This is a genomic window from Falsibacillus albus (assembly GCF_003668575.1).
In the GTDB taxonomy this organism is placed as follows: domain Bacteria; phylum Bacillota; class Bacilli; order Bacillales; family DSM-25281; genus Falsibacillus; species Falsibacillus albus.
This window is the reverse complement of the sequence record NZ_RCVZ01000003.1, coordinates 277273-299456: the sequence shown is the minus strand read 5'-3', so window position 1 is coordinate 299456 and position 22184 is coordinate 277273. Positions and strand designations below refer to the sequence as shown.

22 protein-coding genes are annotated in these 22184 nt (G+C 43.9%); 18 read left to right on the top strand and 4 right to left on the bottom strand.

Annotated elements, in window-relative coordinates:
* Positions 1–283: 283 nt before the first annotated feature.
* The 9 genes from D9X91_RS06470 to D9X91_RS06430 all read left to right on the top strand — a co-directional run bounded on the left by D9X91_RS06470 (position 284) and on the right by D9X91_RS06430 (position 10041).
* Entirely contained in the window at positions 284–925 is a 642-nt protein-coding gene (locus D9X91_RS06470; RefSeq protein ID WP_121679763.1) for a response regulator transcription factor, read from the top strand.
* Between the two features lie 11 nt (positions 926–936).
* Positions 937–2040 carry a sensor histidine kinase gene (locus D9X91_RS06465; RefSeq protein WP_121679762.1) on the top strand — a complete coding sequence of 368 codons (1104 nt, stop codon included), beginning with the start codon at positions 937–939 and terminating at the stop codon, positions 2038–2040.
* A 116-nt stretch (positions 2041–2156) separates the two neighbouring features.
* Entirely contained in the window at positions 2157–3092 is a 936-nt protein-coding gene (locus D9X91_RS06460) for an ABC transporter ATP-binding protein (RefSeq protein WP_121679761.1), read from the top strand.
* 21 nt (positions 3093–3113) lie between these two features.
* Positions 3114–4232 carry an ABC transporter permease gene (locus D9X91_RS06455; protein WP_121679909.1) on the top strand — a complete coding sequence of 373 codons (1119 nt, stop codon included), beginning with the start codon at positions 3114–3116 and terminating at the stop codon, positions 4230–4232.
* Position 4233: 1 nt separating this feature from the next.
* A complete protein-coding gene (locus tag D9X91_RS06450) occupies positions 4234–5379 on the top strand; it encodes an ABC transporter permease (RefSeq protein WP_121679760.1) in 1146 nt (381 codons plus the stop codon).
* A gap of 367 nt (positions 5380–5746) precedes the next feature.
* Positions 5747–6238, top strand: a complete 492-nt coding sequence (locus D9X91_RS06445) for a PTS sugar transporter subunit IIA (RefSeq protein WP_121679908.1) — start codon at positions 5747–5749, stop codon at positions 6236–6238.
* Between the two features lie 18 nt (positions 6239–6256).
* Positions 6257–7084, top strand: a complete 828-nt coding sequence (locus D9X91_RS06440; RefSeq protein ID WP_121679759.1) for a PRD domain-containing protein — start codon at positions 6257–6259, stop codon at positions 7082–7084.
* A gap of 50 nt (positions 7085–7134) precedes the next feature.
* Entirely contained in the window at positions 7135–8529 is a 1395-nt protein-coding gene (nagE, locus tag D9X91_RS06435; protein WP_121679758.1) for an N-acetylglucosamine-specific PTS transporter subunit IIBC, read from the top strand.
* Positions 8530–8769: 240 nt separating this feature from the next.
* A complete protein-coding gene (locus tag D9X91_RS06430) occupies positions 8770–10041 on the top strand; it encodes an Nramp family divalent metal transporter (RefSeq protein WP_121679757.1) in 1272 nt (423 codons plus the stop codon).
* A gap of 182 nt (positions 10042–10223) precedes the next feature.
* Here D9X91_RS06430 and D9X91_RS06425 read toward each other — a convergent pair whose 3' ends face one another.
* From D9X91_RS06425 to D9X91_RS06420, 3 genes are all read right to left on the bottom strand, one after another.
* Positions 10224–11087, bottom strand: coding sequence for a permease (locus D9X91_RS06425; protein ID WP_121679756.1), 864 nt, complete (start codon positions 11085–11087; stop codon positions 10224–10226).
* 10 nt (positions 11088–11097) lie between these two features.
* Complete coding sequence (locus D9X91_RS22455) at positions 11098–11268, bottom strand: hypothetical protein (RefSeq protein ID WP_158598250.1); 171 nt, start codon at positions 11266–11268, stop codon at positions 11098–11100.
* A gap of 243 nt (positions 11269–11511) precedes the next feature.
* Positions 11512–11838 carry an ArsR/SmtB family transcription factor gene (locus tag D9X91_RS06420; protein WP_121679755.1) on the bottom strand — a complete coding sequence of 109 codons (327 nt, stop codon included), beginning with the start codon at positions 11836–11838 and terminating at the stop codon, positions 11512–11514.
* Between the two features lie 185 nt (positions 11839–12023).
* Here D9X91_RS06420 and D9X91_RS06415 point away from each other — a divergent pair, with 185 nt between their 5' ends.
* From D9X91_RS06415 to D9X91_RS06380, 8 genes are all read left to right on the top strand, one after another.
* Positions 12024–12347, top strand: coding sequence for an ArsR/SmtB family transcription factor (locus tag D9X91_RS06415; protein WP_121679754.1), 324 nt, complete (start codon positions 12024–12026; stop codon positions 12345–12347).
* A 22-nt stretch (positions 12348–12369) separates the two neighbouring features.
* On the top strand, positions 12370–13668 hold the full coding sequence (locus tag D9X91_RS06410) for an arsenic transporter (protein ID WP_121679753.1): 1299 nt from the start codon (positions 12370–12372) through the stop codon (positions 13666–13668).
* A gap of 17 nt (positions 13669–13685) precedes the next feature.
* Positions 13686–14105, top strand: a complete 420-nt coding sequence (gene arsC, locus D9X91_RS06405) for an arsenate reductase (thioredoxin) (RefSeq protein WP_121679752.1) — start codon at positions 13686–13688, stop codon at positions 14103–14105.
* Positions 14106–14292: 187 nt separating this feature from the next.
* Positions 14293–15339 (top strand): cytochrome c oxidase subunit II, encoded by a 1047-nt coding sequence (coxB, locus tag D9X91_RS06400; RefSeq protein ID WP_121679751.1) that lies wholly within the window; start codon positions 14293–14295, stop codon positions 15337–15339.
* Complete coding sequence (locus D9X91_RS06395) at positions 15340–17292, top strand: cytochrome c oxidase subunit I (RefSeq protein ID WP_121679750.1); 1953 nt, start codon at positions 15340–15342, stop codon at positions 17290–17292. It begins immediately after the preceding gene.
* Complete coding sequence (locus tag D9X91_RS06390; RefSeq protein ID WP_121679749.1) at positions 17293–17895, top strand: cytochrome c oxidase subunit 3; 603 nt, start codon at positions 17293–17295, stop codon at positions 17893–17895.
* Positions 17896–17897: 2 nt separating this feature from the next.
* On the top strand, positions 17898–18179 hold the full coding sequence (locus D9X91_RS06385; protein WP_121679748.1) for a cytochrome C oxidase subunit IV family protein: 282 nt from the start codon (positions 17898–17900) through the stop codon (positions 18177–18179).
* A 21-nt stretch (positions 18180–18200) separates the two neighbouring features.
* Positions 18201–19808: an FMN-binding glutamate synthase family protein gene (locus tag D9X91_RS06380; RefSeq protein WP_121679747.1), complete on the top strand. Its 1608-nt coding sequence runs from the start codon at positions 18201–18203 to the stop codon at positions 19806–19808.
* A 69-nt stretch (positions 19809–19877) separates the two neighbouring features.
* Here D9X91_RS06380 and D9X91_RS06375 read toward each other — a convergent pair whose 3' ends face one another.
* Entirely contained in the window at positions 19878–20369 is a 492-nt protein-coding gene (locus D9X91_RS06375; protein ID WP_121679746.1) for a PTS sugar transporter subunit IIA, read from the bottom strand.
* Positions 20370–20520: 151 nt separating this feature from the next.
* Between D9X91_RS06375 and D9X91_RS06370 the strand changes: the two genes are divergently transcribed.
* Positions 20521–22077, top strand: coding sequence for a hypothetical protein (locus D9X91_RS06370; protein WP_121679745.1), 1557 nt, complete (start codon positions 20521–20523; stop codon positions 22075–22077).
* Positions 22078–22184: the final 107 nt, after the last annotated feature.

The following is a 22184-nucleotide window of genomic DNA, read 5'->3' as shown; positions in this document are numbered from 1 at the left end:
CTCAGGAGTCGCGCACCTTCTTCTTCAATCAACATCAGAAAATGGTTTTAACAACAACGTTTTGAACGGTTTCATTCTCCTTAGAAAATTCTAGTAGTCGGGCCAATTTTCAAACCAGCAACAGAGGATATCAGCCGTTCGACAAACAGCGACAAATTTCGCCTGAGCGGAAATTACTCTATATGTACTTCCCTGGCACCCACATTCCTTAAATCCATCCTTATTCAGCAGCAAATAGTATATAATGGTAAAAAAAGATGCAGTCTCGGGGAGATGTGGATTCATGAATATTAAAATTATCATTGCCGATGACAATTCCTTCATTCGTGAAGGGATGAAGATCATTTTAAATACATATGAAGAGTGTGAAGTTCTTGCAACAGTCAATGATGGCAAGGAAGCGATCGATTACTGCACCACGCATGAGGTGGATGTGGCGCTGTTGGACGTACGGATGCCGAACATGAACGGGGTGGAGGCAACCAAGGAAATCAGTGAAAAAACGAAGACGAAGCCATTGATTTTGACCACGTTCGATGACGATGAGTATATTTTGGATGCCGTGAAAAATGGTGCGAAAGGGTATTTGCTGAAAAATACTGACCCGGAGCGGATCAGGGACGCCATCAAAAGCGTTTATAGTGGAAATACAGTCATGCAGGATGTGGTGCTTGATAAAATCAAGGCAAACCTTCAGGAAAATAGAGAGGCAGAGCCGAAAATTGATCGAAGTCTGTTCACGGAGCGCGAACTCAGTATCATGGAACAGATTGCGAAGGGGCTGTCCAACAAGGAAATTTCAAAGAAGCTGTTCATTTCCGAAGGCACCATCGCCAATTACATATCGACGATTTTAAATAAAACAGGGCTTGAGCACCGTACACAAATCGCGATTTATTATATTACCGGAAAAGTGAACGAATAAAGGAGTATTTGATGGACAAGTGGCTGATCATCCATAAAATCATCATCATTGCATTTATTATTTTGAACATTGTCAGATCAAAAACTGGCAATGTTGGATGGATCGTTTTTTACCTATTATTGTACCTTTCGTTGAATCTTGTGATGTACATCGTCAGGCATAAGCAGGTTGAGCGGATTGCCAATGCAGCTGCCCTGATTACCGTCATTTATGCTGCCAGTTGCTTTCAGTCAATGCTGATCCTCCTTTTTCCGATGAATATTTTTGAGCTTCTTTCCTCCTATCGATTGAATAAATTATTGATGCTGACGGCTTCGGCGCTTCCTTTTATCTTTCTCGAACAGGATATCATGGGGGAATATGGTTTGATTACAGCACTTAGCTTCATTTTCTTCTTTGGCATCCAGGCGTATTTCGATATGGTCGAACGGTATGAGAGCCGAATGGACATGATGCGGGTTAATTTACAGAAACTGTCAAGAAACTTAAATGAGAACAATGAATTTATCCGCCAGTCGGAATATACATTCAAATTGGAGGAGCGAAACCGGCTTTCCCAGGAGATACATGATAATATTGGCCATGTGATGACTGGGGCGCTGATCCAGATGGAAGCTTCGAAGCATTTGATGGACAAGGATAAGAATAAGGCGGTTGAACTCCTCCAAAATGCCATTAATCTTTCGAAGGATGGGATTGAAAAAATCCGATTGACGTTGAAGAATATGAAGCCGCCGGTCGAACAGATGGGGGTCCACAGAATCAAGCTGGTCATTGATGAATTCATGACCAAGCATGATATCCAGGTGACGTTCGTCCATAAGGGGAACTTGGATAAGATCTCGCCGCTCCAGTGGAAAATCATTCATGAAAACCTATTGGAATCATTGACAAATGTGATGAAGTACGCAAATGCCACGACGATTTCCCTTGAGTTGAACGTATTGAATAAGTTCATACGCTTCGAGGTGAAGGATAACGGCGTCGGCACTATGAAAGTCAAGAAAGGACTCGGAATCGTTGGGATGGAGGAGCGGACGGCTTCCGTGAAAGGAACGATCATCGTCGACGGGACAAATGGCTTTTCCGTTACCACTCTTCTGCCGCTTACATGAAATTTCTCATTTTCACAAAGTGAATATTCTCATATAAAAAGGATGAACTCCTGCACTAACGGAGCTTCATCCATTTTTTTATAATAAAAGTATAAAGAATAACAGGGGTGAACCACATGAACGTGTTGGAAATTAATAAATTGACAAAGAAATTCGGGGATTTTGTGGCGGTCGATCATATGTCTTTAGCCATCAAAGAAGGAGAGATTTTTGGCTTCCTTGGTTCAAACGGAGCTGGTAAAAGTACGACGATCAATATGATTTCCGGGCTGCTGCGTAGCAATGAAGGTGAAATCAAGATCCTCGGGAAGAATATCATGAAAAACAAAACCTTCGCCAAATCGAATATAGGAGTCGTCCCGCAGGATATCGCCATATATGAAGATTTGACGGCATATGAAAATGTGAAGTTCTTTGCGGGCCTTTATGGTCTTCGCGGCAGTGAGCTTCACGAACGTGTAGACGAAGCGCTGAAGTTTGTCGGGCTGTCCGATAAACATAAGAGCTATCCGAAGAACTTCTCCGGTGGGATGAAAAGAAGGTTGAATATCGCCTGCGCCATTGCCCACAGACCAAAAATCATCATCATGGATGAGCCGACCGTCGGAATCGATCCTCAATCAAGAAACTACATTCTGACTTCTGTCCGCAAGCTGAACGAAATGGGCTGCACGATTATATACACAAGCCACTACATGGAAGAGGTAGAGGAAATCTGCACGAAGATCGCCATCGTCGATCACGGAAAGATCATCGCGGAAGGGACGAAGGAACAGTTGATTTCAATCATCACAGATACAAAGGATGTGTGGATCGAAGTCAAATCGGTGGAGCATTTGATCAGCGATGAACTGAAACAGATCAAAGGGGTCAATGCTGTGCAGGTAGAGGACAATACAATCAAGGTAAATTCCGATACTGGCGTCAGCAATCTGAACTTGATCATCGGCTACCTGATGTCCAATGGATTTGAAATTCGTTCGCTCGACGAACAGGAGCCTAATCTGGAGACCGTATTCCTGACATTGACGGGCAGAAACTTAAGGGATTAATCATAGAGGGGGGAAGTAATGATGAAGATCATTTCGATCGCTTTGAAAGAAATCAAGACCAGCTTCCGTGATATTCGGACGTTTACTTTTATGCTGGCATTTCCAATAGTCCTGATGCTCATATTAGGAACGGCGCTTTCGAACGCCTTCAGTAATAAAATTTCAGTCGACGATATTCATGTGCTATATAAGGACAATAGCGAAGGGGCCGTGACGCAACCATTCCAATCTTTTTCAAAAGAAGTGAAGAAATCCGGCGTCGCATTCAAAGAAATCAAAAGCGGCATGAATGGGAAGGAAGAGGTTAAAAACGGCAGCTATGATGCATATGTAGAATTGAACAAGGAAGGCATCGTGCTGTACGGAAGCGATAAAACAAATATCGAATCAAGCATCGTTCAAGGAATGCTCTCAGCTTTCGCTGGAAAGTACAATCTTGCCGCTGAGGTGGCAAAGGCCGATCCAGATGCTGTGAAAACGGTTCTGGCCCCAACTAAGGATGATTACATTAAAGATACCGCATTGAATTCAGACCATCAGGTGGGATCAATGGATTACTACGCGATTGCGATGACGACGATGATTGCACTTTATGGAGCGATCGGGGCAAGCTCATTGATTCAAGGAGAAAGGACACGGAATACTGCCGATCGTTTGATGGCGGCTCCTGTTTCCAAAGGGGAAATTTTTATTGGAAAGCTTCTCGGCAGCCTCTTGGTCAACAGTGTATGTATTTTTGCTGTCATGGCTTTCAGTAAATATGTTTATAAAGCCAATTGGGGTGATCACCCATTGTTTGTGCTGGCAGTGCTGTTGACGGAGGTCATCTTCGCTGTCAGTTTGGGAATCGGCATCAGCTTCATGGCGAAAACCGGAGCAGGTGCCAGAAGCATCATCATGCTGACCGTTCAGATGGCTGCGTTCTTCGGAGGCGCCTATTTCAAAATCGAAGGAGCTGGAAAGATGCTGAACTTCTTCCTGGATCTTTCCCCGCTCACGTGGGTCAATCATGGCATCACAAAAATCATTTTCGCGAATAACTACAATGATGCCTATCATGCAATTGCGCTTAACCTAGGGTTTTCACTTATCCTGTTGATCATTGCGGTCATTTCATTAAAGAGAAGGGAGGGGCTGTAAAATGAAAGAGCTGTTTTGGCTTATCAAAAATACATTGAAGGTCACGTTCAAAAATAAACGAAGCTACATCATTTACTTTGGACTCCCGCTCGTTGGCATCCTCATTGCATTCATGGCTTACGGAAATCCAGGCCAGGCGGAACTGCAAGTCGGCATCGTCGACCAGGATCATAGCGTGCTTTCAAAGGACACCACCCAGTTTGTAGAAGGATTGAAGAATGTAAAAGTGACGAAAATCAATTCTGACCAAGTGAAAGATAAAGTAGCATCAGGGGATTTGGATTGCGTCCTCACATTAGGTCAAGGATTTTCAGATAGCCTAAAGTCAGGTGCACCTGGGCACGTCGAATTGACCTCGATTAAAGGGGCGCAGATCACTGCGTTCGTGAAATCCTATCTTTACAATGACTTAGACAACATTGCTGCAATCGGAAAAGCATCAGGGGATCATCCAAATGCTTTCAATAAGATATATCAAAGCTATAAACAAGAGCATTTTAAGCTGACGACTGCAACATTGAAGGATACTTCCAAAAATAAAGACATGACCAATCAAACGATCGGCTTCCTGTTGATGCTGCTCCTTATTTCTGCAGGCAACCTGGGGGAAATCATCCTAAAAGAAAAGGAAGGCAGGACCTATTTCAGACTTTTATCGACGCCGATCACTGCAAGGATGTATGTGTTGTCAAATGTATTGGTCAGCCTGATCATCATGAGCTGTCAAATCCTTGTCACACTGTTCATGATGACAAATGTATTCCATATCCAAACAAGCGTACCTCTGGTTGAGATGTTTATCCTGTTATTTTTGTTCGCACTCGTCGCGATCGGGCTTTCACTCATTACGGTCACATTTGCTTCAAGCACCGCTTCATCCGGTGCGATCCAAAATTTGATCATCGTTCCGACCTGTATGCTGTCAGGCTGCTTCTGGCCAGTGAAAATCATGCCGGATACCGCACAGAAAATTGCAGATTTCCTCCCGCAGCGATGGGTCCTGGCATCTCTTGATAAATTGCAGAGCGGCGTCGATCTGAACAGCATCTACTTGAATATCCTGATTATCATCTCATTCGCCCTTGTGTTTTTCTTGATTGCCATCTATCGATTTGGCCGCAATAACAATGTAAGGAATTTTATCTAGCATTTTCTCGAAGATTTTCGGCAATACGATTTAGTTGGATAAATTCAACATTTGATGTTGATTGGAGCGGAAGGTGCGAGACTCCGGAGGGATCACCGACCGCCCCTCGGAAAGCGAGCATCCTTCTGCGGAAATCAACGTTGCCGAATCTTGATGAATATTAATTAAAAAAGAGCCAAAAGAGGAGAAGAAAGATAATTTAGAATATTCATATTGATTTCCGACCCATCATAAGTTAGTATAAAGACAACTTATATGGATCACATGTGACTGATTCGATCAGGCATGGTGGTGTGTTGGCAAGGGAGTGTCCTTGCTCCGTACCCCCATGCCTTTTTTGCGCATATTTACTGAAGGAGCTGTTGATGTGCTTTCGAAATTATTTAGAAAAACCAAATATGAACAAATACTCGCACCGGTAAATGGAGAAGTCGTTTCATTAAAAGATGTGCCAGATCCCGTTTTCAGTCAGGGGATGATGGGTGAGGGGGTCGCCTTGCAGCCTAATGATGGAAAAGTCTCTGCACCTGTTGCCGGAAGGGTCATCACTGCAGCAAAAACGAAGCATGCTGTTGGTATACGTACGGATGCCGGAAACGAGATCCTCGTTCATGTAGGGATTGATACTGTGCTTCTGAGAGGGGAAGGCTTTGAGTTGCTGGTGAAGGAGGGGGAGTATGTCCAGGCGAGGCAGCCGATTCTCCATTTTTCGTTAGATTTTGTCAAAAACAATGCAAAAAGCATACTGATTCCGATAGTTGTGACTAATATAGAACATAGGGAAACCCCTATAGAATTTTTGCCAAATAAGAGGGTCAATACGGGTGAACCTGTCATGAAGGTGGCAATGGTTAAATGAGAAAGGAGCGTGTCTCGGTTGAGGGTGAAGAAGGTATTGAACAATAATGCAGTCGTGGTCATTGACGGCAATGAAGAAAAAATTGCTTTCGGCCCCGGGATTGCCTTTCAGAAAAAGAAACATGACATCATCAATCGGCAAAAGGTTGAAAAGCTTTTTGTGATGGAGGAAAAGGAAAGATTCCAACAGCTCTTGCTGCAAATTCCTGAAGAGCATCTGGATGTTTCAGAGCAAATCATATCCCATGCTGAAGAGTCTTTAGGCACAAAATTGAATGAGCATATCCACATTGCACTCACCGATCACCTTTCTTTTGCCATAGAAAGGGCTAGAGAGGGAATCCATTTACAAAATAAGCTTCTCCATGAAATAAAAATCCTCTATAAAAAAGAATTTGAAATCGGCAGGTGGGCGATCGAGTATGTCCATCACCAGCTGGGGATTGAAATGAGAATGGATGAAGCAGCCTATATTGCCCTCCATATCCACACAGCCAAGCCTCATAGCCGGGATATACATGAAACCGTCAAATCTACGACAATGATCAGCGATATGGTCGCGATCATCAAGGAGTATTTCGGGATTTCATTGGAAGAGCAGGGGATTGCCTACCAAAGATTGTTGACCCACCTACGATTTTCATTGACGAGGGTGTCCGCTAAGGAATTCCATACGATGGACCCCGAAATGCTTGACATGATCAAAAAGAAATTTTCATTATCTTATAAATGTGCGAAAAGGGTTGGGAAAGTCTTAAGCCGAGACTATGAGATTCATATTTCAGAAGAGGAATTGGGGTACATCACCCTTCATATCGAGAGGCTTCAAAAAACAGAAATAGGTTGATCGGGCTAATGCCCTTCAATAAACATTTTTGAATCAAAGGGGGAGTAGAGATGTTGGGATATCTTCAACGAATAGGAAAAGCACTCATGCTGCCGATTGCCGTTTTGCCGGCCGCTGCATTGCTGCTAAGACTGGGCCAGCCGGACCTGCTTGACATTAAATTCATTGCGGCTTCAGGCGACGCCATTTTTGCAAATCTGGCTTTGTTATTTGCCATCGGTGTCGCCATCGGGTTATCGAAGGATGGCAGCGGGGCTGCGGGATTGGCTGGAGCGGTCGGTTATTTGATCTTGAAAAATGGCAGCGCTGCCATAAATGAATCAGTCGATATGAAAGTGCTTGGTGGAATCATTGCCGGGATTGTCGCCGGCCATTTGTATAATCGCTTTTCAGAAACAAAATTGCCGGATTTCCTCGGCTTTTTCGGCGGAAAACGGTTAGTGCCGATCATGACAGCGCTGGCTACGATTATTTTGGCCCTCATCTTTGGGTTTGTTTGGCCCCCTGTCCAAACAGGCATCGATCATATCGGCGACTGGCTCACCGGAGCAGGTGCACTTGGGGCAGGGGTCTTCGGATTCTTAAACAGACTTCTGATCCCATTCGGGCTTCATCACATCCTTAATAATATCGTTTGGTTCTCGTTTGGTGAATATCATGGGGTCACCGGTGATTTATCAAGATTCTTGAAAACGGATGATCCGACTGCCGGGACATTTATGACAGGATTTTTCCCGGTCATGATGTTCGGACTTCCAGCCGCTGCCTTGGCCATGATCGCCGCGGCAAAAAAGGAAAAAAGAAAAATGGTTACAGGTATGCTTTTAGGGGTGGCCTTCACCTCATTCCTTACCGGGATCACTGAACCGATTGAATTCACGTTCATGTTCCTGTCGCCTGTCCTTTATTTTATCCATGCATTGTTGATGGGTTCATCACTTTATATAACGGAGCTGCTTGGGATCAAGGACGGATTTGGATTCTCAGCAGGTTTCATCGATTATGCCATCAACTTCGGCATCGCTACTAAGCCGCTGCTGTTGCTTGTCGTTGGACTCGTATATGGGGCAGTTTACTTTGTCGTCTTCTATTTCATGATCAAAGGATTGAACATCAAAACCCCTGGACGCGAGGATGACGACGATGTGCTGGCAGATGGCATGAGCGGAGTTGAAGCAGCACCAGCCTTGGAAAATTCCAAAACTAGATTCAAAGATTTGGCGCTCGCTTATTATGATGCCTTGGGAGGAAGGGAGAATATTGTCAATGTGGATAATTGCATCACCCGCCTTCGTATGAAGGTGAAGGATGCCCAGCTGGTGAATGAAAGCGAAATGAAAAAGCTTGGTGCCAAAGGCGTGATGAAATTGAGCAAGACCGAGATTCAGATCATCATCGGGACCGAAGTTGAATTCATCGCGAATGAATTAAATAAACTAATATAATACGAAAATTTAATGACCGTTTCTCTTATTTGGAGAAACGGTTTTTTACTTTTATGGGTATTTGCATCATTTCGTTCCAACTTGCATCAGAATCATTGCAAATTTCCTATTGACCGCATATAATCTGAGTGTGGGAATCAAACGGTTCTTACTTTTTTTACTATTAAAGTTTGCTATGGGAAACATTTTTATATAAAGGAAAAGTAAACCTATAGATAGAAAGTAAAGGGGAAATACTTCATGAAAGACAGAACATTGGAAAGGAAAAACCTATCGACATCCGCAGCGGCGGTGCTCAGCGGAAAAACGAAGGGCTGGAAAAGGATTCTGCCGTTCCTTGGGCCCGCGTTCATCGCTTCGGTTGCCTACATCGATCCAGGAAACTTCGCGACAAACATAGCGGCAGGTTCCAAGTACGGGTATTTACTGCTTTGGGTCATACTCGCTTCGAATTTAATGGCGATCCTGATTCAAACGATGTCGGCAAAATTAGGCATTGCAACCGGACGGAATTTGCCTGAGGTGGCAAGGGAAAGATTTTCAACGCCTGTTCGTATTTTTCTTTGGATACAAGCCGAGCTGGTCATCATTGCCACGGACTTGGCCGAATTCATAGGGGCGGCACTTGGGCTGTATTTGCTGTTCGACATTCCGATGATCGCTGCAGCCCTCATCGCAGCAGCGGGGTCATTTGCGATACTCGAGCTCCAGCGAAGGGGCGTCAGATCATTGGAAGCAGGAATCACGGCAATGGTCATGATCGTGGTGCTCGCATTCGGCATCCAGGTCTTCATTGCAAAGCCTGAAGCGGGGCCATTGGTGACAGGGCTCCTCACCCCTAGGTTCGACGGTGTAAACAGCATCCTTTTGGCAGCTGGAATCCTTGGTGCGACGGTTATGCCGCATGCCATTTACCTTCACTCCGCGCTAACGCAAAAAAGGGTCATCGGAACCAATGAAGCTGAAAAGAAAAAAATCTTTCGCTATGAATTCATTGATATTTTAATTGCCATGGCCATTGCAGGCGCGATCAATGCCAGCATGCTGATTGTGGCCAGTGCTTTGTTTTTCCAAAACGGTTTGGAGGTATCGGATTTAGATGTCGCCTTCCAAAAATTTGGCGAAATGCTGAGTCCGTTTTCATCCCAGCTATTCGGCATCGGCCTCCTGGCTGCAGGACTATCGAGTTCTACGGTTGGAACGATGTCAGGTGACGTCGTCATGCAGGGATTCATCCAAAAAAGGATTCCGATCTACCTGCGGCGGACGATCACGATGCTGCCGCCGCTGGTCGTCATCATCCTTGGGGTCAACCCGACGCATGCCCTCGTTCTCAGCCAGGTTGTCCTCTCTTTCGGCATCGCCTTCGCGCTCATCCCGCTCATCGTCTTCACGAGCAGCCGAAAATTGATGGGGCAGCTCGTCAACAGCAAATGGACGACAAACATCGCATGGTTGATCGCAGCAGTCATCATTGTCTTGAACATCTTTTTGTTGTATCAAACGATATAATAAGATTGAAATCCCTTCTCTGAGTGAGAAGGGATTTTTTTAGGGGATAAAAAAAATGTTCCTCATGCCCGAAACAGGGGTGAAGAGGCCAAAAAGGGAACGAGCCGGGAGTGCTCGTTCCCGAAAAAAGGCTGATTAAATCACTAGAAGTAGCCTCTAATCACCGCAATCTCAATTATTATCTAAACCAGGTAAAATAGAAATCCTGAAATCGTAGACATGCAGACAACCGATAATACAAACACTGCGATCAGCTGCTTTTTAAAAATGGATTTGAGAAGCACGAGTTCAGGCAAACTTGCGCCGGCAGAGCTGATCATCATTGCCATGACCGGACCTAGCGCCATTCCTTTCAAAACTAATATTTGGGAGATGGGAATCATGCTGGATAATCGGATATATAGCGGAATTCCGACAATGGCAGCAGCCGGTATGAGCCACCAGGCATCGTCGCCAAACCATTTCCCGATGAATTCAGCCGGGACTAAGCCGTGAATGACAGCACCGATTCCGGCCCCGATGATTAAATATGGATAGACGCTTTTCATGAGTCCCCATGTTTCTTGGAAAGCTATTTTCCAAGAGAATGCACTTTGCCGTTCTTGGTATCCAGTCATGATGACTTGTTTGATGTATCGTTCAAACCCAAGAAGGTCCAAAACGAATCCAATCACCATAGATAAAACACTGGTCGTAATCGTATAGAAGATGGTGACCTTCCAGCCCATCATCACGGTCATGATCGTCAGGATGGTTGGATCCAAAACCGGGGAAGCAAATAGAAAGATCATGACAATGGAAAAAGGGACCTTATTTTTTAGCATATTGACGACAACGGGTATGGTCGAGCATGAACAAAATGGTGTGATAAAGGCAAATACGATTGCCGCCAATCCATTCAAAACCTTGTTTCCATTCGATAGCCGTTTTTCGATTTTTCGATAAGGGATGTAGGCCTGAAGAAGTGAAATAATGAAGGAAATGCCTACGAAAAGGATGGTTAGTTCGGCTGCAATGTTTAAAAAATTTCTCAAAAATTCAATCATGGCATTTTCCTCATACTTGGCAGCAAGCAGGTTGAATGATTGAAGCTTCTGTTTCGCAGAGGGCTTTTTCAGCAGCTGGACGATGGTTGATTTGCTCCTCGTAATACTTCCATGAATGTTTGGCTCTTTCTTCTGTTTCCTGTATCTTCATTTTCGCAATTAAATGGTAATCCATATACATATTCGTTCTTCCTCTCTGATTTTAATTAATCAATTTTTTTTGATTTATAGTTCAAAATGATTGGCAGCACTCTTCACAACAAGCTTCTTCTTCCTCTGGAACTTCAATTATTTTAATGTCGCAGCAATCTTTTTCTGCTTCTTTGCTAAACCAATTTATCCATAATCCCATTTCTAATCACCTCCTTTGATTAATCAATTTTTTTTGATTTAATACTTAAAAAAAGAATCATGCTTCGGCCTTCTAGCAGCTGGAAGGCCGGAACAGACAGCATAGCTCTGGCGATAAAAGATGATTAATTTCTTCTGTATTGATTTGATAATAGCTCCACGTGCCTTTCGTTTCTTTCGAAATCAGGTTGGCATCCAACAGTATTTTCAAATGATAGGAGAGCTTTGATTGCGGCATATCGATCATTTCACTCAAGTCGCAAACGCATGTCTCTTTTTGGCTGCACAGTAAGTTTAAAATGTGAAGCCTTTTCTGGTCGGCCAATGCTTTAAATTTTTGTTCGTAGCGTTCAAATGCAGTCTGCTTAGTGATATCGAGCAAGGGGATTTGTTGGTCCATAGCGAGTTTCCTTTCATCAAAATTATTTGATATATTGTATTATATTCCCAAAAAATGAAATATGCAACTTCTAAATCAAAATAAATTGATAAATTATATATTAGTGATTGATTATATAAGTGTATGCTTATATAATGGGTTTGGAGCAGGAGGGATGACCTATCATAAATACTCAAATTCAGGAAATGGAAAAGAATGCCCAGTTGTTGAAGCTGCTGGGAGACAAAACGCGGTTGACAATTGTTCGTTTGCTTTCATATTCAGAATGCTGTGTATGCGAGTTTGTTGAAATTTTTCAAATGAGTCAGCCGGCCATCAGCCAGCATATGAAGAAGCTGAAGGATGCAGGGGTTGTGAAGGAAAAGCGGAAGGGTCAGTGGATTTTTTATTCATTGAATGAGCATGCTGACCAATATGCGTACCTGCAAACCATTCTAAAGGATTTACCAGACCTGCATTTTTTAATAGAAGATCTAGACCAAAAAGGAAAAAGAATCTCTTGCTGCTAAGGGATGAGAGGATGAATTTTAATTGACTTCAATCATTTTGGCCATTGTTATTTTTATTGCGACCTTGATCCTCGTCATATGGCAGCCCAAAAATTTGGGGATCGGATGGTCTGCATGCGGTGGTGCGATACTTGCACTCATTGCAGGAGTAGTCAGTTTTCATGATGTATCGGAAGTGACGAGCATTGTCTGGAACGCCACGTTGACATTCATTGCACTTATCATTATTTCATTAATTTTGGATGAAATTGGCTTCTTTGAGTGGGCGGCTCTCCACATGGCCCGTTTTGCGAACGGCAATGGGGTAAAGATGTTCTTCTTTGTCACTCTATTGGGCGCAGTTGTTGCTGCCTTATTTGCGAACGACGGGGCTGCATTAATCCTGACACCGATTGTCTTGGCGATGGTTCGTGCATTGAAGATGGAGGAAAAGATGATATTGCCGTTCATCATCGCGAGCGGCTTTATTGCCGATACCACTTCACTGCCTCTTGTTGTCAGCAATCTAGTGAACATTGTATCTGCCGACTTCTTTCATATCAGCTTTGCTCGATATGCTTCCAGAATGATTGTGCCGGATTTGTTCAGTATAGGGGCAAGCATGCTTGTCTTATATTTATTCTTTAGAAAATCGATACCAAGGGAATATAATGTCGAGGAATTAAAGGCGCCCCAGGATGCAATCAAGGACAAGCGATTGTTCTCCATATCATGGGTGGTGCTCGGCTTCTTGCTGGCAGGATACTTCATCAGCGAATGGGCCGATGTGAAGGTATCATTCATTGCCATCCTGATTGCGATTGTATTTTTATTGTTTGCCAGAAAAAGCTCGGCCGTTCATGTAAGACAGGTCGTAAAAGGAGCTCCATGGGCCATTGTATTTTTCTCGATCGGCATGTACGTCGTCGTCTATGGATTGCGCAACGTTGGTTTGACCGGGGTTTTGGCCGATATCATCAAGGCAGCAGCGGCCCATGGTTTGTTTGCCGCGACGGTTTCGATAGGCTTCTTAGCCGCGATTTTGTCATCGATCATGAACAATATGCCGACTGTCATGATTGACGCATTGGCTATTTCGGATGCACATGCATCGGGTGTGGTCCATGAGGCATTGATTTATGCCAATGTCATCGGAAGTGACCTTGGCCCGAAAATCACACCGATCGGATCGCTGGCAACCTTGCTTTGGCTTCATGTTCTGCAAGGGAAAGGCGTCAAGATTTCTTGGGGCTATTATTTCAAGGTCGGGATTTTATTGACGATTCCGACATTATTCATCACTTTGTTCGGCCTATTCATTTGGCTGAGCGTACTATCATAAAATAGGAGGAATCAAACATGGATAAAAAAACAATCTATTTCTTATGTACAGGCAATTCGTGTCGAAGCCAAATGGCGGAAGGCTGGGCAAAAAAGTATTTGAATGAAGAATGGGAGGTCCGAAGCGCAGGTCTTGAGGCGCATGGACTGAATCCGAATGCAGTCAAAGCGATGAAAGAGGCAGGCATTGATATTTCTGAACAAACATCCGACATCATCGACCAGGATATCCTAAATAATGCTGACCTAGTCGTGACTCTTTGCGGGCATGCAGCAGATCATTGCCCTGTGACGCCTCCACATGTGAAGCGCGTTCACTGGGGATTCGATGATCCAGCAAAGGCAGAAGGAACAGAAGAAGAAAAATGGGCCTTTTTCCAGCGTGTCCGTGATGAAATTGGGTCAAGGATCAAACGATTCGCTGAAACAGGAGAATAATGGTCTATCTCAAGAGCTGTAATACCAACAAAGCATACTATTGATAAAGACGATCAAAGAGACGATGTCCCTATGAATGAGGGGCATCGTCTTTTTGTGCATTCAATCCACTTAATGGTTTAAGTGGAAAAATGGAGTGGTATTGAACAGCATATACGACCTTTCATTTTAGAAGGAGGGAACATGGTTGAAGCCATTGCGCTGGTTATGGTTGTTTTTAGGGTCTGCCCTATTGCTGAGTATGGGCGGATGCAGTCAAATCGAAGTGTTAAACCCAAAAGGCCCGGCAGCAAGGGATCAGTTTCATCTGTTTCAGCTGACGCTTTACCTTATGCTTGCCGTATTAGCAATCGTCATCTTCATATATATTTATTTCCTTGTGAAGTACCGATGGACGCCTGAGAGAAAAAATGTCGTTCCACGGGGGTCAGCCGGAAACAAAAAGCTGGAGATTACATGGACAGTCATTCCCATCATAATTTTGATTATCATCGCTGTTCCCACTGTCCAGGATACATATAAGCTTTCGAAAGCTACGGCTCCAAAGCAATGGAAGGATACACTGATGATTAAGGTGACGGCGCATCAATTTTGGTGGGAGTTCGAATACCCGGAAGAAGGTGTCAAAACTTCGGATGTCGTTCACATTCCAGCTAATCGGGATGTAGTCTTCGTCATTACTTCCAAGGACACCATTCATTCCCTATGGATTCCACAGCTTGGCGGGAAGATGGATGCCGTTCCAGGGAAGACGAATCGCCTTTGGATCAAAGCTGACAATACTGGAACCTATGAAGGGAAATGCGCTGAGCTCTGCGGAGCTGGACATGCGTACATGCTTTTTCAAGTGAAAGCAGATTCCCAAGCCGATTTTGATAAGTGGATGGGCCAAATGAAACAAGAAGAAGTGCCATCCACCGAAAAAGAAAAGGCTGGAAGAGAGGTATTCGCAAAGACGTGTCTTTCCTGCCATGCAGTCAACGATGACAGCTTTAAAAAAATGGGCGATTCCGCACCGAATCTGACGGGATTTGCGGACCACGATCGGATTGCAAGTGTATTACCGAATACAAAGGAAAATCTAAAAAAGTGGTTGGATGATTCGGAGAAATATAAGCCTGGATCCAAAATGCCGCCCTTTAACATGCTCTCTAAAAAAGACAAAAACCATTTAATAGCATACTTGCAAAGCTTAACGAGAAAGCAGGATTTGGAAAATGGGAGGCAAAAGTAAATGGACATTAAATACAGCTTTTTCGGCAAAAGCATCCGGTTTCCATCGGATATTTTGGCAGCGGATTTATCCGTGCTGTTATTCATTCTTTCGGCCGTCTTTTTACTGACCAAATATAAAAAGTGGAAGTGGCTTTGGGGGTGGGTGACGACCACCCACCATAGCAAAATCGGAATCCTTTATTTGACGGCTGGCGGAGCATTTTTTCTCAGGGGCGGTCTGGATGCCTTAATCATGCGGTTGCAGCTCGCTTTGCCTGAAAATCATTTTTGGGTGTTTCAAGGAGAGAAGTACAACCAGATGATGACGACGCATGGAACGACGATGATTTTCTTCGTAGCCATGCCGCTATTGATCGGCCTGATGAATATTGCCGTACCCTTGCAGATCGGGGCAAGGGACCTTGCTTTTCCTTATATGAATGCCCTGAGCTTTTGGCTTTTTTTTGCCGGGGGATCCTTGGTCAATATCAGCTTTGTATTGGGTGGATCGCCTTCTGCCGGCTGGACGGCCTATGCCCCGCTTGCCCTCAGTACATTTTCACCGGGACCGGGTAATGATTACTATGCCCTTGGCCTTCAAATTGCCGGGATCGGGACACTGCTGACGGCGATCAATTTCCTTGTCACAATCTTGAATAAGCGGACCCCAGGCATGAAGCTCAGCCGAATGCCACTTTTTACATGGTCGACGCTGGTGACGGCAATGCTCATTCTTTTTGCTTTTCCAGCGCTGACGGTCGCCCTTTTATTATTAACATTCGACCGCATGTTCGGAACGGCATTTTTGGTTGGAGACATAGGGAATTCACTGATTTGGCAGCATCTCTTCTGGATTTTCGGCCATCCAGAAGTATATATTTTGATATTGCCGGCCTTTGGCATTTTTTCTGATGTCATCACTGTTTTTTCCAAAAAACAGTTGTTTGGCTACACGTCCATGGTATTTGCGATTGTATTGATCGGATTCTTGGGGTTCATGGTTTGGGTGCATCATATGTTTACAGTCGGACTTGGACCATCTTCGAACGCAATTTTTGCTATTTCGACGATGTCCATTGCAGTGCCGACGGGAATCAAGGTGTTTAATTGGCTTTTCACTTTAAGGGGAGGAGTCATTCGTTTTACCACGGCCATGCTGTACGCTCTTGCCTTCATCCCGACGTTTGTGATGGGCGGCGTCACCGGAGTTATGCTTGCAGCTGCTCCAGCTGACTATCAATATCATGACAGCTATTTCGTCGTCGGACATTTTCATTACGTACTTGTCGGCGGTACGATACTTGGGATTTTTTCCGGCATTTATTATTGGTGGCCCAAGATGTTTGGATTCCTTTTGGATGAAAAAAGGGGAAAATGGCAGTTCTGGCTGTTTACGGTCGGCTTTCATCTCACCTTTTTCCCTATGCACATCATGGGTTTGATGGGGATGCCGAGACGCGTCTATACATATCTTGACGGCGAAGGACTCGGCCCCTTGAACATGATCAGTACGATCGGCGCTTTCCTGATGGGATTCAGCGTCTTGCTGCTTCTTTACAATATTTATTGGAGCTATCGCCATGGAGAAAAGGATGAGACAGGAGATCCTTGGAATGGCAGGACGCTCGAATGGTCCATCCCGTCACCTCCACCGGAATACAATTTTGCCAGAAGACCATTCGTCAGGGGAGTCGATGCGTTCTGGAAAGAAAAAATGGAAGGGGATGGCGCTTTTAAGCCGGCAGAAGGCAGGAAGGCTGTCCATATTCCGTCTTCCACCGCGCAGCCGATGATTTTAAGTGGCTTATTCTTTTTGACTGCGTTCGGGTTCATTTTTGATTGGAGGGTTGTACAAATCGGGGGAGGAATATCGATTGTGGCGCTGGCTATCATCCGATCTTTCACAGATTGCGGTGGCCGCATTATCCATCCTGAAGAAATGGAGTTAAATGCTGTAAAGGAGGAGGAGTAAATGGCTGAAGGAACAGGGCAGCATTCGTTTGGTATGAGTGAAGAGAAGGCCAAGGATAAATTACTGGGAATGTGGTTTTTGATTGCAGCGGAGGTAGTCATGTTCGGCGGGCTTTTCGGGGTTTATTTAACCTTGAAAAGCCATATTGGGGATGGACCTCCTTCCGAAGCGCTCTTTGAAATCAAGGAAGTCGCAAAATCGACTTTCGTGCTGCTGTCCAGCAGTTTTACGTGTGCGTTGGCATTTCATCATCTAAAAACCGGCCAAAAAGATAAAGTCATCCTTCTTTTATCCATTACCCTGCTGCTTGGGATGATATTTCTAGGATTGGAAATAAAAGAGTTTTTAAATTACGTAAAAAAGGGGTATAGAATAACATCTAGTCCTTTTCTATCCTCTTTTTACTTATTAGTGGGCACCCATGGTAGCCATGTGCTTGCAGGGTGTATATGGATGGTTGTCCTGCTGTCACACCTAATAAAAAAAGGACTGAATGCTTATACTGGATCAAAGGTTCACGTCTTCAGTCTCTATTGGCATTTCGTCGACGTCGTATGGGTATTCATCTTCACGGTTGTGTACCTATTCGGAAAGGTAGGGTGAAAATGGATTCTACTAATCTGTCAAAATGGCGATATTATTTATCGTTTGCAATCATGATCCTATTTTCAGCCTTTGCTTTTTACTTGACCAGCGAAATGAAAATGATCATCACGCCAGGCAGGCTGATGACCGTGCTTCTTTTGATGGCATTCATTCAAGCAGGCATTCAGTTTATTATTTTTATGCATATATTTAAAACACAGAAATGGTATCGGATCATCGCCCTGTCCAGTGGTGGAATGGTCGCAGCGCTTACGATTCTATTTCTTTGGCTGCTACAATAAATTGAAAGGAACGGTGAAAAAATGACAGTAGCTTCCTATATATTAATTGCAATCGTCATACTATTAATTGTTGTACCTCTTATTTTGATTGGCTGGATTTGGTATAAGGATGAGAAGCAGGAAGAGCATTCAGTGCTGAGAAATTATCCTGTCTTGGGGAAAATGAGATATATTCTTGAAAAAATAGGTCCGGAGTTGCGTCAATACCTTTTTCACAATGACAATGAAGCCAGGCCTTTTTCAAGGAGGGAATATCAAAGCACCGTCATCTCCGCAAAATATAAAAGCAGGCTTTTGGGCTTTGGTTCTGAAAGGGATTTTGACGGACCCGGGTACTATGTCAGAAATGCCATGTATCCTGTTCATCGGGAAGATTTGAAAATTGACAACAGCAAGAAGGTAAAAACAAAAATTTATAAAATCGATAAGGATAATTTATTCAGGAGACAGGAGCATAGGGAGTATACGGAAGCGGATCCATACTATCTTCATGATGATGACGCCATCTTGATCGGCGGGGATACATGCCGGAACCCTTTCAAAGTCAAAGGATTCATCGGCCAATCAGCGATGAGCTACGGGGCTTTGGGAGAAAAAGCCATCACGACTCTCTCCACTGGCCTTGGATTGGCTGGTGGTACGTGGATGAACACCGGTGAAGGAGGATTGTCACAGCATCATTTAAAGGGCGGCGTCGATATCATCTACCAAATTGGTCCTGGATTGTTCGGTGTCCGCACGAAAGACGGCGAATTCTCTTGGGAAGAGTTCAAAAGAAAAAGTGAAATCGAGGAGGTAAAAGCGTTTGAATTGAAGTTCGCCCAAGGCGCCAAAACGCGCGGCGGGCACGTCGACGGATCAAAGGTCACACCTGAGATTGCTGAGATCCGCAATGTGGAGCCGTGGAAATCAGTGGATAGTCCGAATCGTTTCTATCAATTCAACAATAATGAAGAGATGTTCGATTTCCTTGAAAAGCTCCGTGATGTAGGAGGCAAGCCGGTCGGAATCAAAATTGTCGTCGGAAACATCGATGATCTGGAAACCTTCGCAGCCGACATGGCGAGATTGGGCAAAGGCCCTGATTTCATCACGGTCGATGGGGGGGAAGGCGGAACAGGTGCATCCTACCAGGAATTGGCCGATGCAACAGGCCTGCCGATCCGTGCGGCATTGCCGTTGGTCGATGATATGCTGAAGAAATATAAGGTCAGGGATCGAGTGAAGATATTTGCATCCGGTAAATTATTGACACCTGATAAAATTGCCATGGCACTTTCCATGGGTGCAGATTTGGTCAACATTGCAAGGGGACTCATGTTTTCGGTCGGCTGCATTCAAGCACAGGTCTGCCATACGAACAATTGCCCCGTCGGCGTCGCGACGACAGATCCGAAATTGCAGCGTGCACTCATAGTGGAGGAAAAATCCTTCCGTACATGCAATTATTTAATTTCTTTGCGAGAAGGAGTATTTAACCTGGCTGCTGCAGCAGGCATTGATTCTCCTGTTAAATTTGAAAGGAAGCACATTATCTACAAAGACGAATTCGGACTCGTTTATCCCGTGGATGACCTCTTCAAGCAAGTCCCATTCGTCGAAACCCAAACACACGCAGCAAACAGCTAAACAAAAAAGGCTATGCCCCTCAGGTGACAGGCACCTAATGGGCATAGCCTTTTTTTTGTTGAAGTTTTTTTATTCATCCTGTTCTTTTACACTTAGTTCCATTAATATTGTTTCGCCTGCAGTGGCTTCGGCTTCATTTGTGATGGCAAAGTTACCGATTCTGTTGGCGTTTACAACGACAATTGGAGAGGTGGATGATAGATTTTTCTTTTTAAAGCTGTCTAAGTCGAACGTAATCAGCGGGTCGCCGGCTTTCACTTTATCCTTTTCCTCAACATGTACCTCGAACCCATCGCCTTCAAGCTTTTCGGAATCAAGGCCGATTTGCACCATGAGCTCGATGTCATTCTCGGTATGAATCGTCAATGCATGCTTCGTCGGGAAAACCTGGACGACTTCACCATCGCATGGAGCGACTGCTTTTCCTTGAACAGGTTTAACGGCTGCGCCTTTTCCCATCATGCCGCTGGAAAATTTCGTTTTATTCACTTCGCTTAATTTCACGATTTCCCCTGACAATGGAGATAATAGCTTAATGGAATTTTCTTTCTTTTGATCCATCCTTATTCACCTCGAAGAATTTCATTGTTTAGTTGAATTTACCCTTTTTCAAGGAGGGTTAATCTCTCATGGGAAAACTTGCTTTTTTGAGAGTGATAAAGAGGGAAAAATTCCCTTTGAGGAGAATAGTTTAGATTGAGGGGGAAGAAAGATGTTCTATGAATTTTTAAAAAGATATAAAATCCGTTTATTTTTTCTACTGACTGCGCTTATTTTTTTATTCGTTTCAATGATGTTCAATGTTCGGCAAGAACTTCTGCTTAGGCCGGATGCTTGGAGCAGGAGCATTTCCATTCCTGTATCTGCTGAGCATAAGAGCGTCTATACTCGTGAGACGCCAAACTCAATCGTGGTCAACACAGCCAATGAACATAAAATTGATCAAATAGTAATAGACAAGAAGGATTTTTCCGTAACCGACAAACAATCATTCGATATCCCGATAAATCCGTACTATTCTTTTTGGGTCTCAGACGATAATCAAACAATCTATTATGTTGCTGATAAGCAGCTCTGGAAAATGAATGGAGATAAAGCTGAAAAATTGGGGAAGGACATTCAAAGGATATATACAGGTCCGGACACGATTGTTGCGGTTGAAGGGGATCAAATGATCGCATTGGATCCTTCCACCGGGAAACAATCAGCGCTTCTAGCAGGAAAAGAGGCAGAGAATATCAAATCGATATCCATTGATCCCGCACTGTCTTCCATCATGGCATTATCGAATTCCGGAGGGCAGGAAAATACTGTTTTTTATTTTTCCAAAACTAAGACTGGTTACCATAAGAAAGTATTGACTTATATAAGCCCTCCAGTAAAAGAAGTAACAGATCTGTATTTTACCCAAATGAAAGGTAAGGTTCATGTCATTTTCTCTACCGTAATGAAAGAAGGGGGGAGCCGTTCTACTTCTTCATACTATGCCATGTTTTCGCCTGAAAAATCGGAGGGAAACTTATCAGCAAAACCATTGGAAGTGTATGATCAAAATGGAAAGGTATTCGATGCCATTCAGCATGTTCAGCTGAATCAGGTCGGCAATAGCCTCCAATTATTTTTTTCTGCCGACGGATTGCTAAAAAAGTCGAATGAAAATATCAATATGTATTCTGCATCAAAAGAAGGTGGAAAGTGGATAGCGAAGCGGATCAGCACATCCTATCAGCAAGCCACTTTGCCGCTGCTCTTTAATGGCGACGAGGCGATCTGGCTCAGCTTCGATGGAAAAATATATCATGTTTGGGGAGCAGCGACGAAGGATGCCATCATCAAGCAAAGTGAGAAACTGACACAAACAGACTGGAAAAGGGCATTGGAGAGTACTATGATTTCACTTTCGAGCTGTATGGTTTTCTTCTTGCTCTCTCTCATCTTGTTTGCTCCAGCGGTGGTGATGATTTTCATTTCATATGTATTTAAAATTAATAATGCGAAATGGCTCGGCTATATGAGTATTGCGGCGACCCTTATTCTTCAATTTATCGTTATGCAAAAAATCCTTAACAGTCACTTTGCTTATGTCGCACCTTCATATTTGACGTTTCCATACAGCCATATCACCCTGCCCTTCATCATCGACATTATTTCGTTCTTTGCTTTTTACATGACTGAAAACAAAGAATGGGGTTATGAAGGAAAAGCGTTTTATTTTGTTGGTGTGAACATATGGTTTGCAGCATTGGTTGTGGGATCTTACATGATTTAAGTGAGGCTGTTTTTTCAAATACCGACAAACTATACGAAAATAGCCTAAAGATATGAACCCCACTTTAATGGACAATTTTTGAAAAAGAACCCTGACTTAATATATAA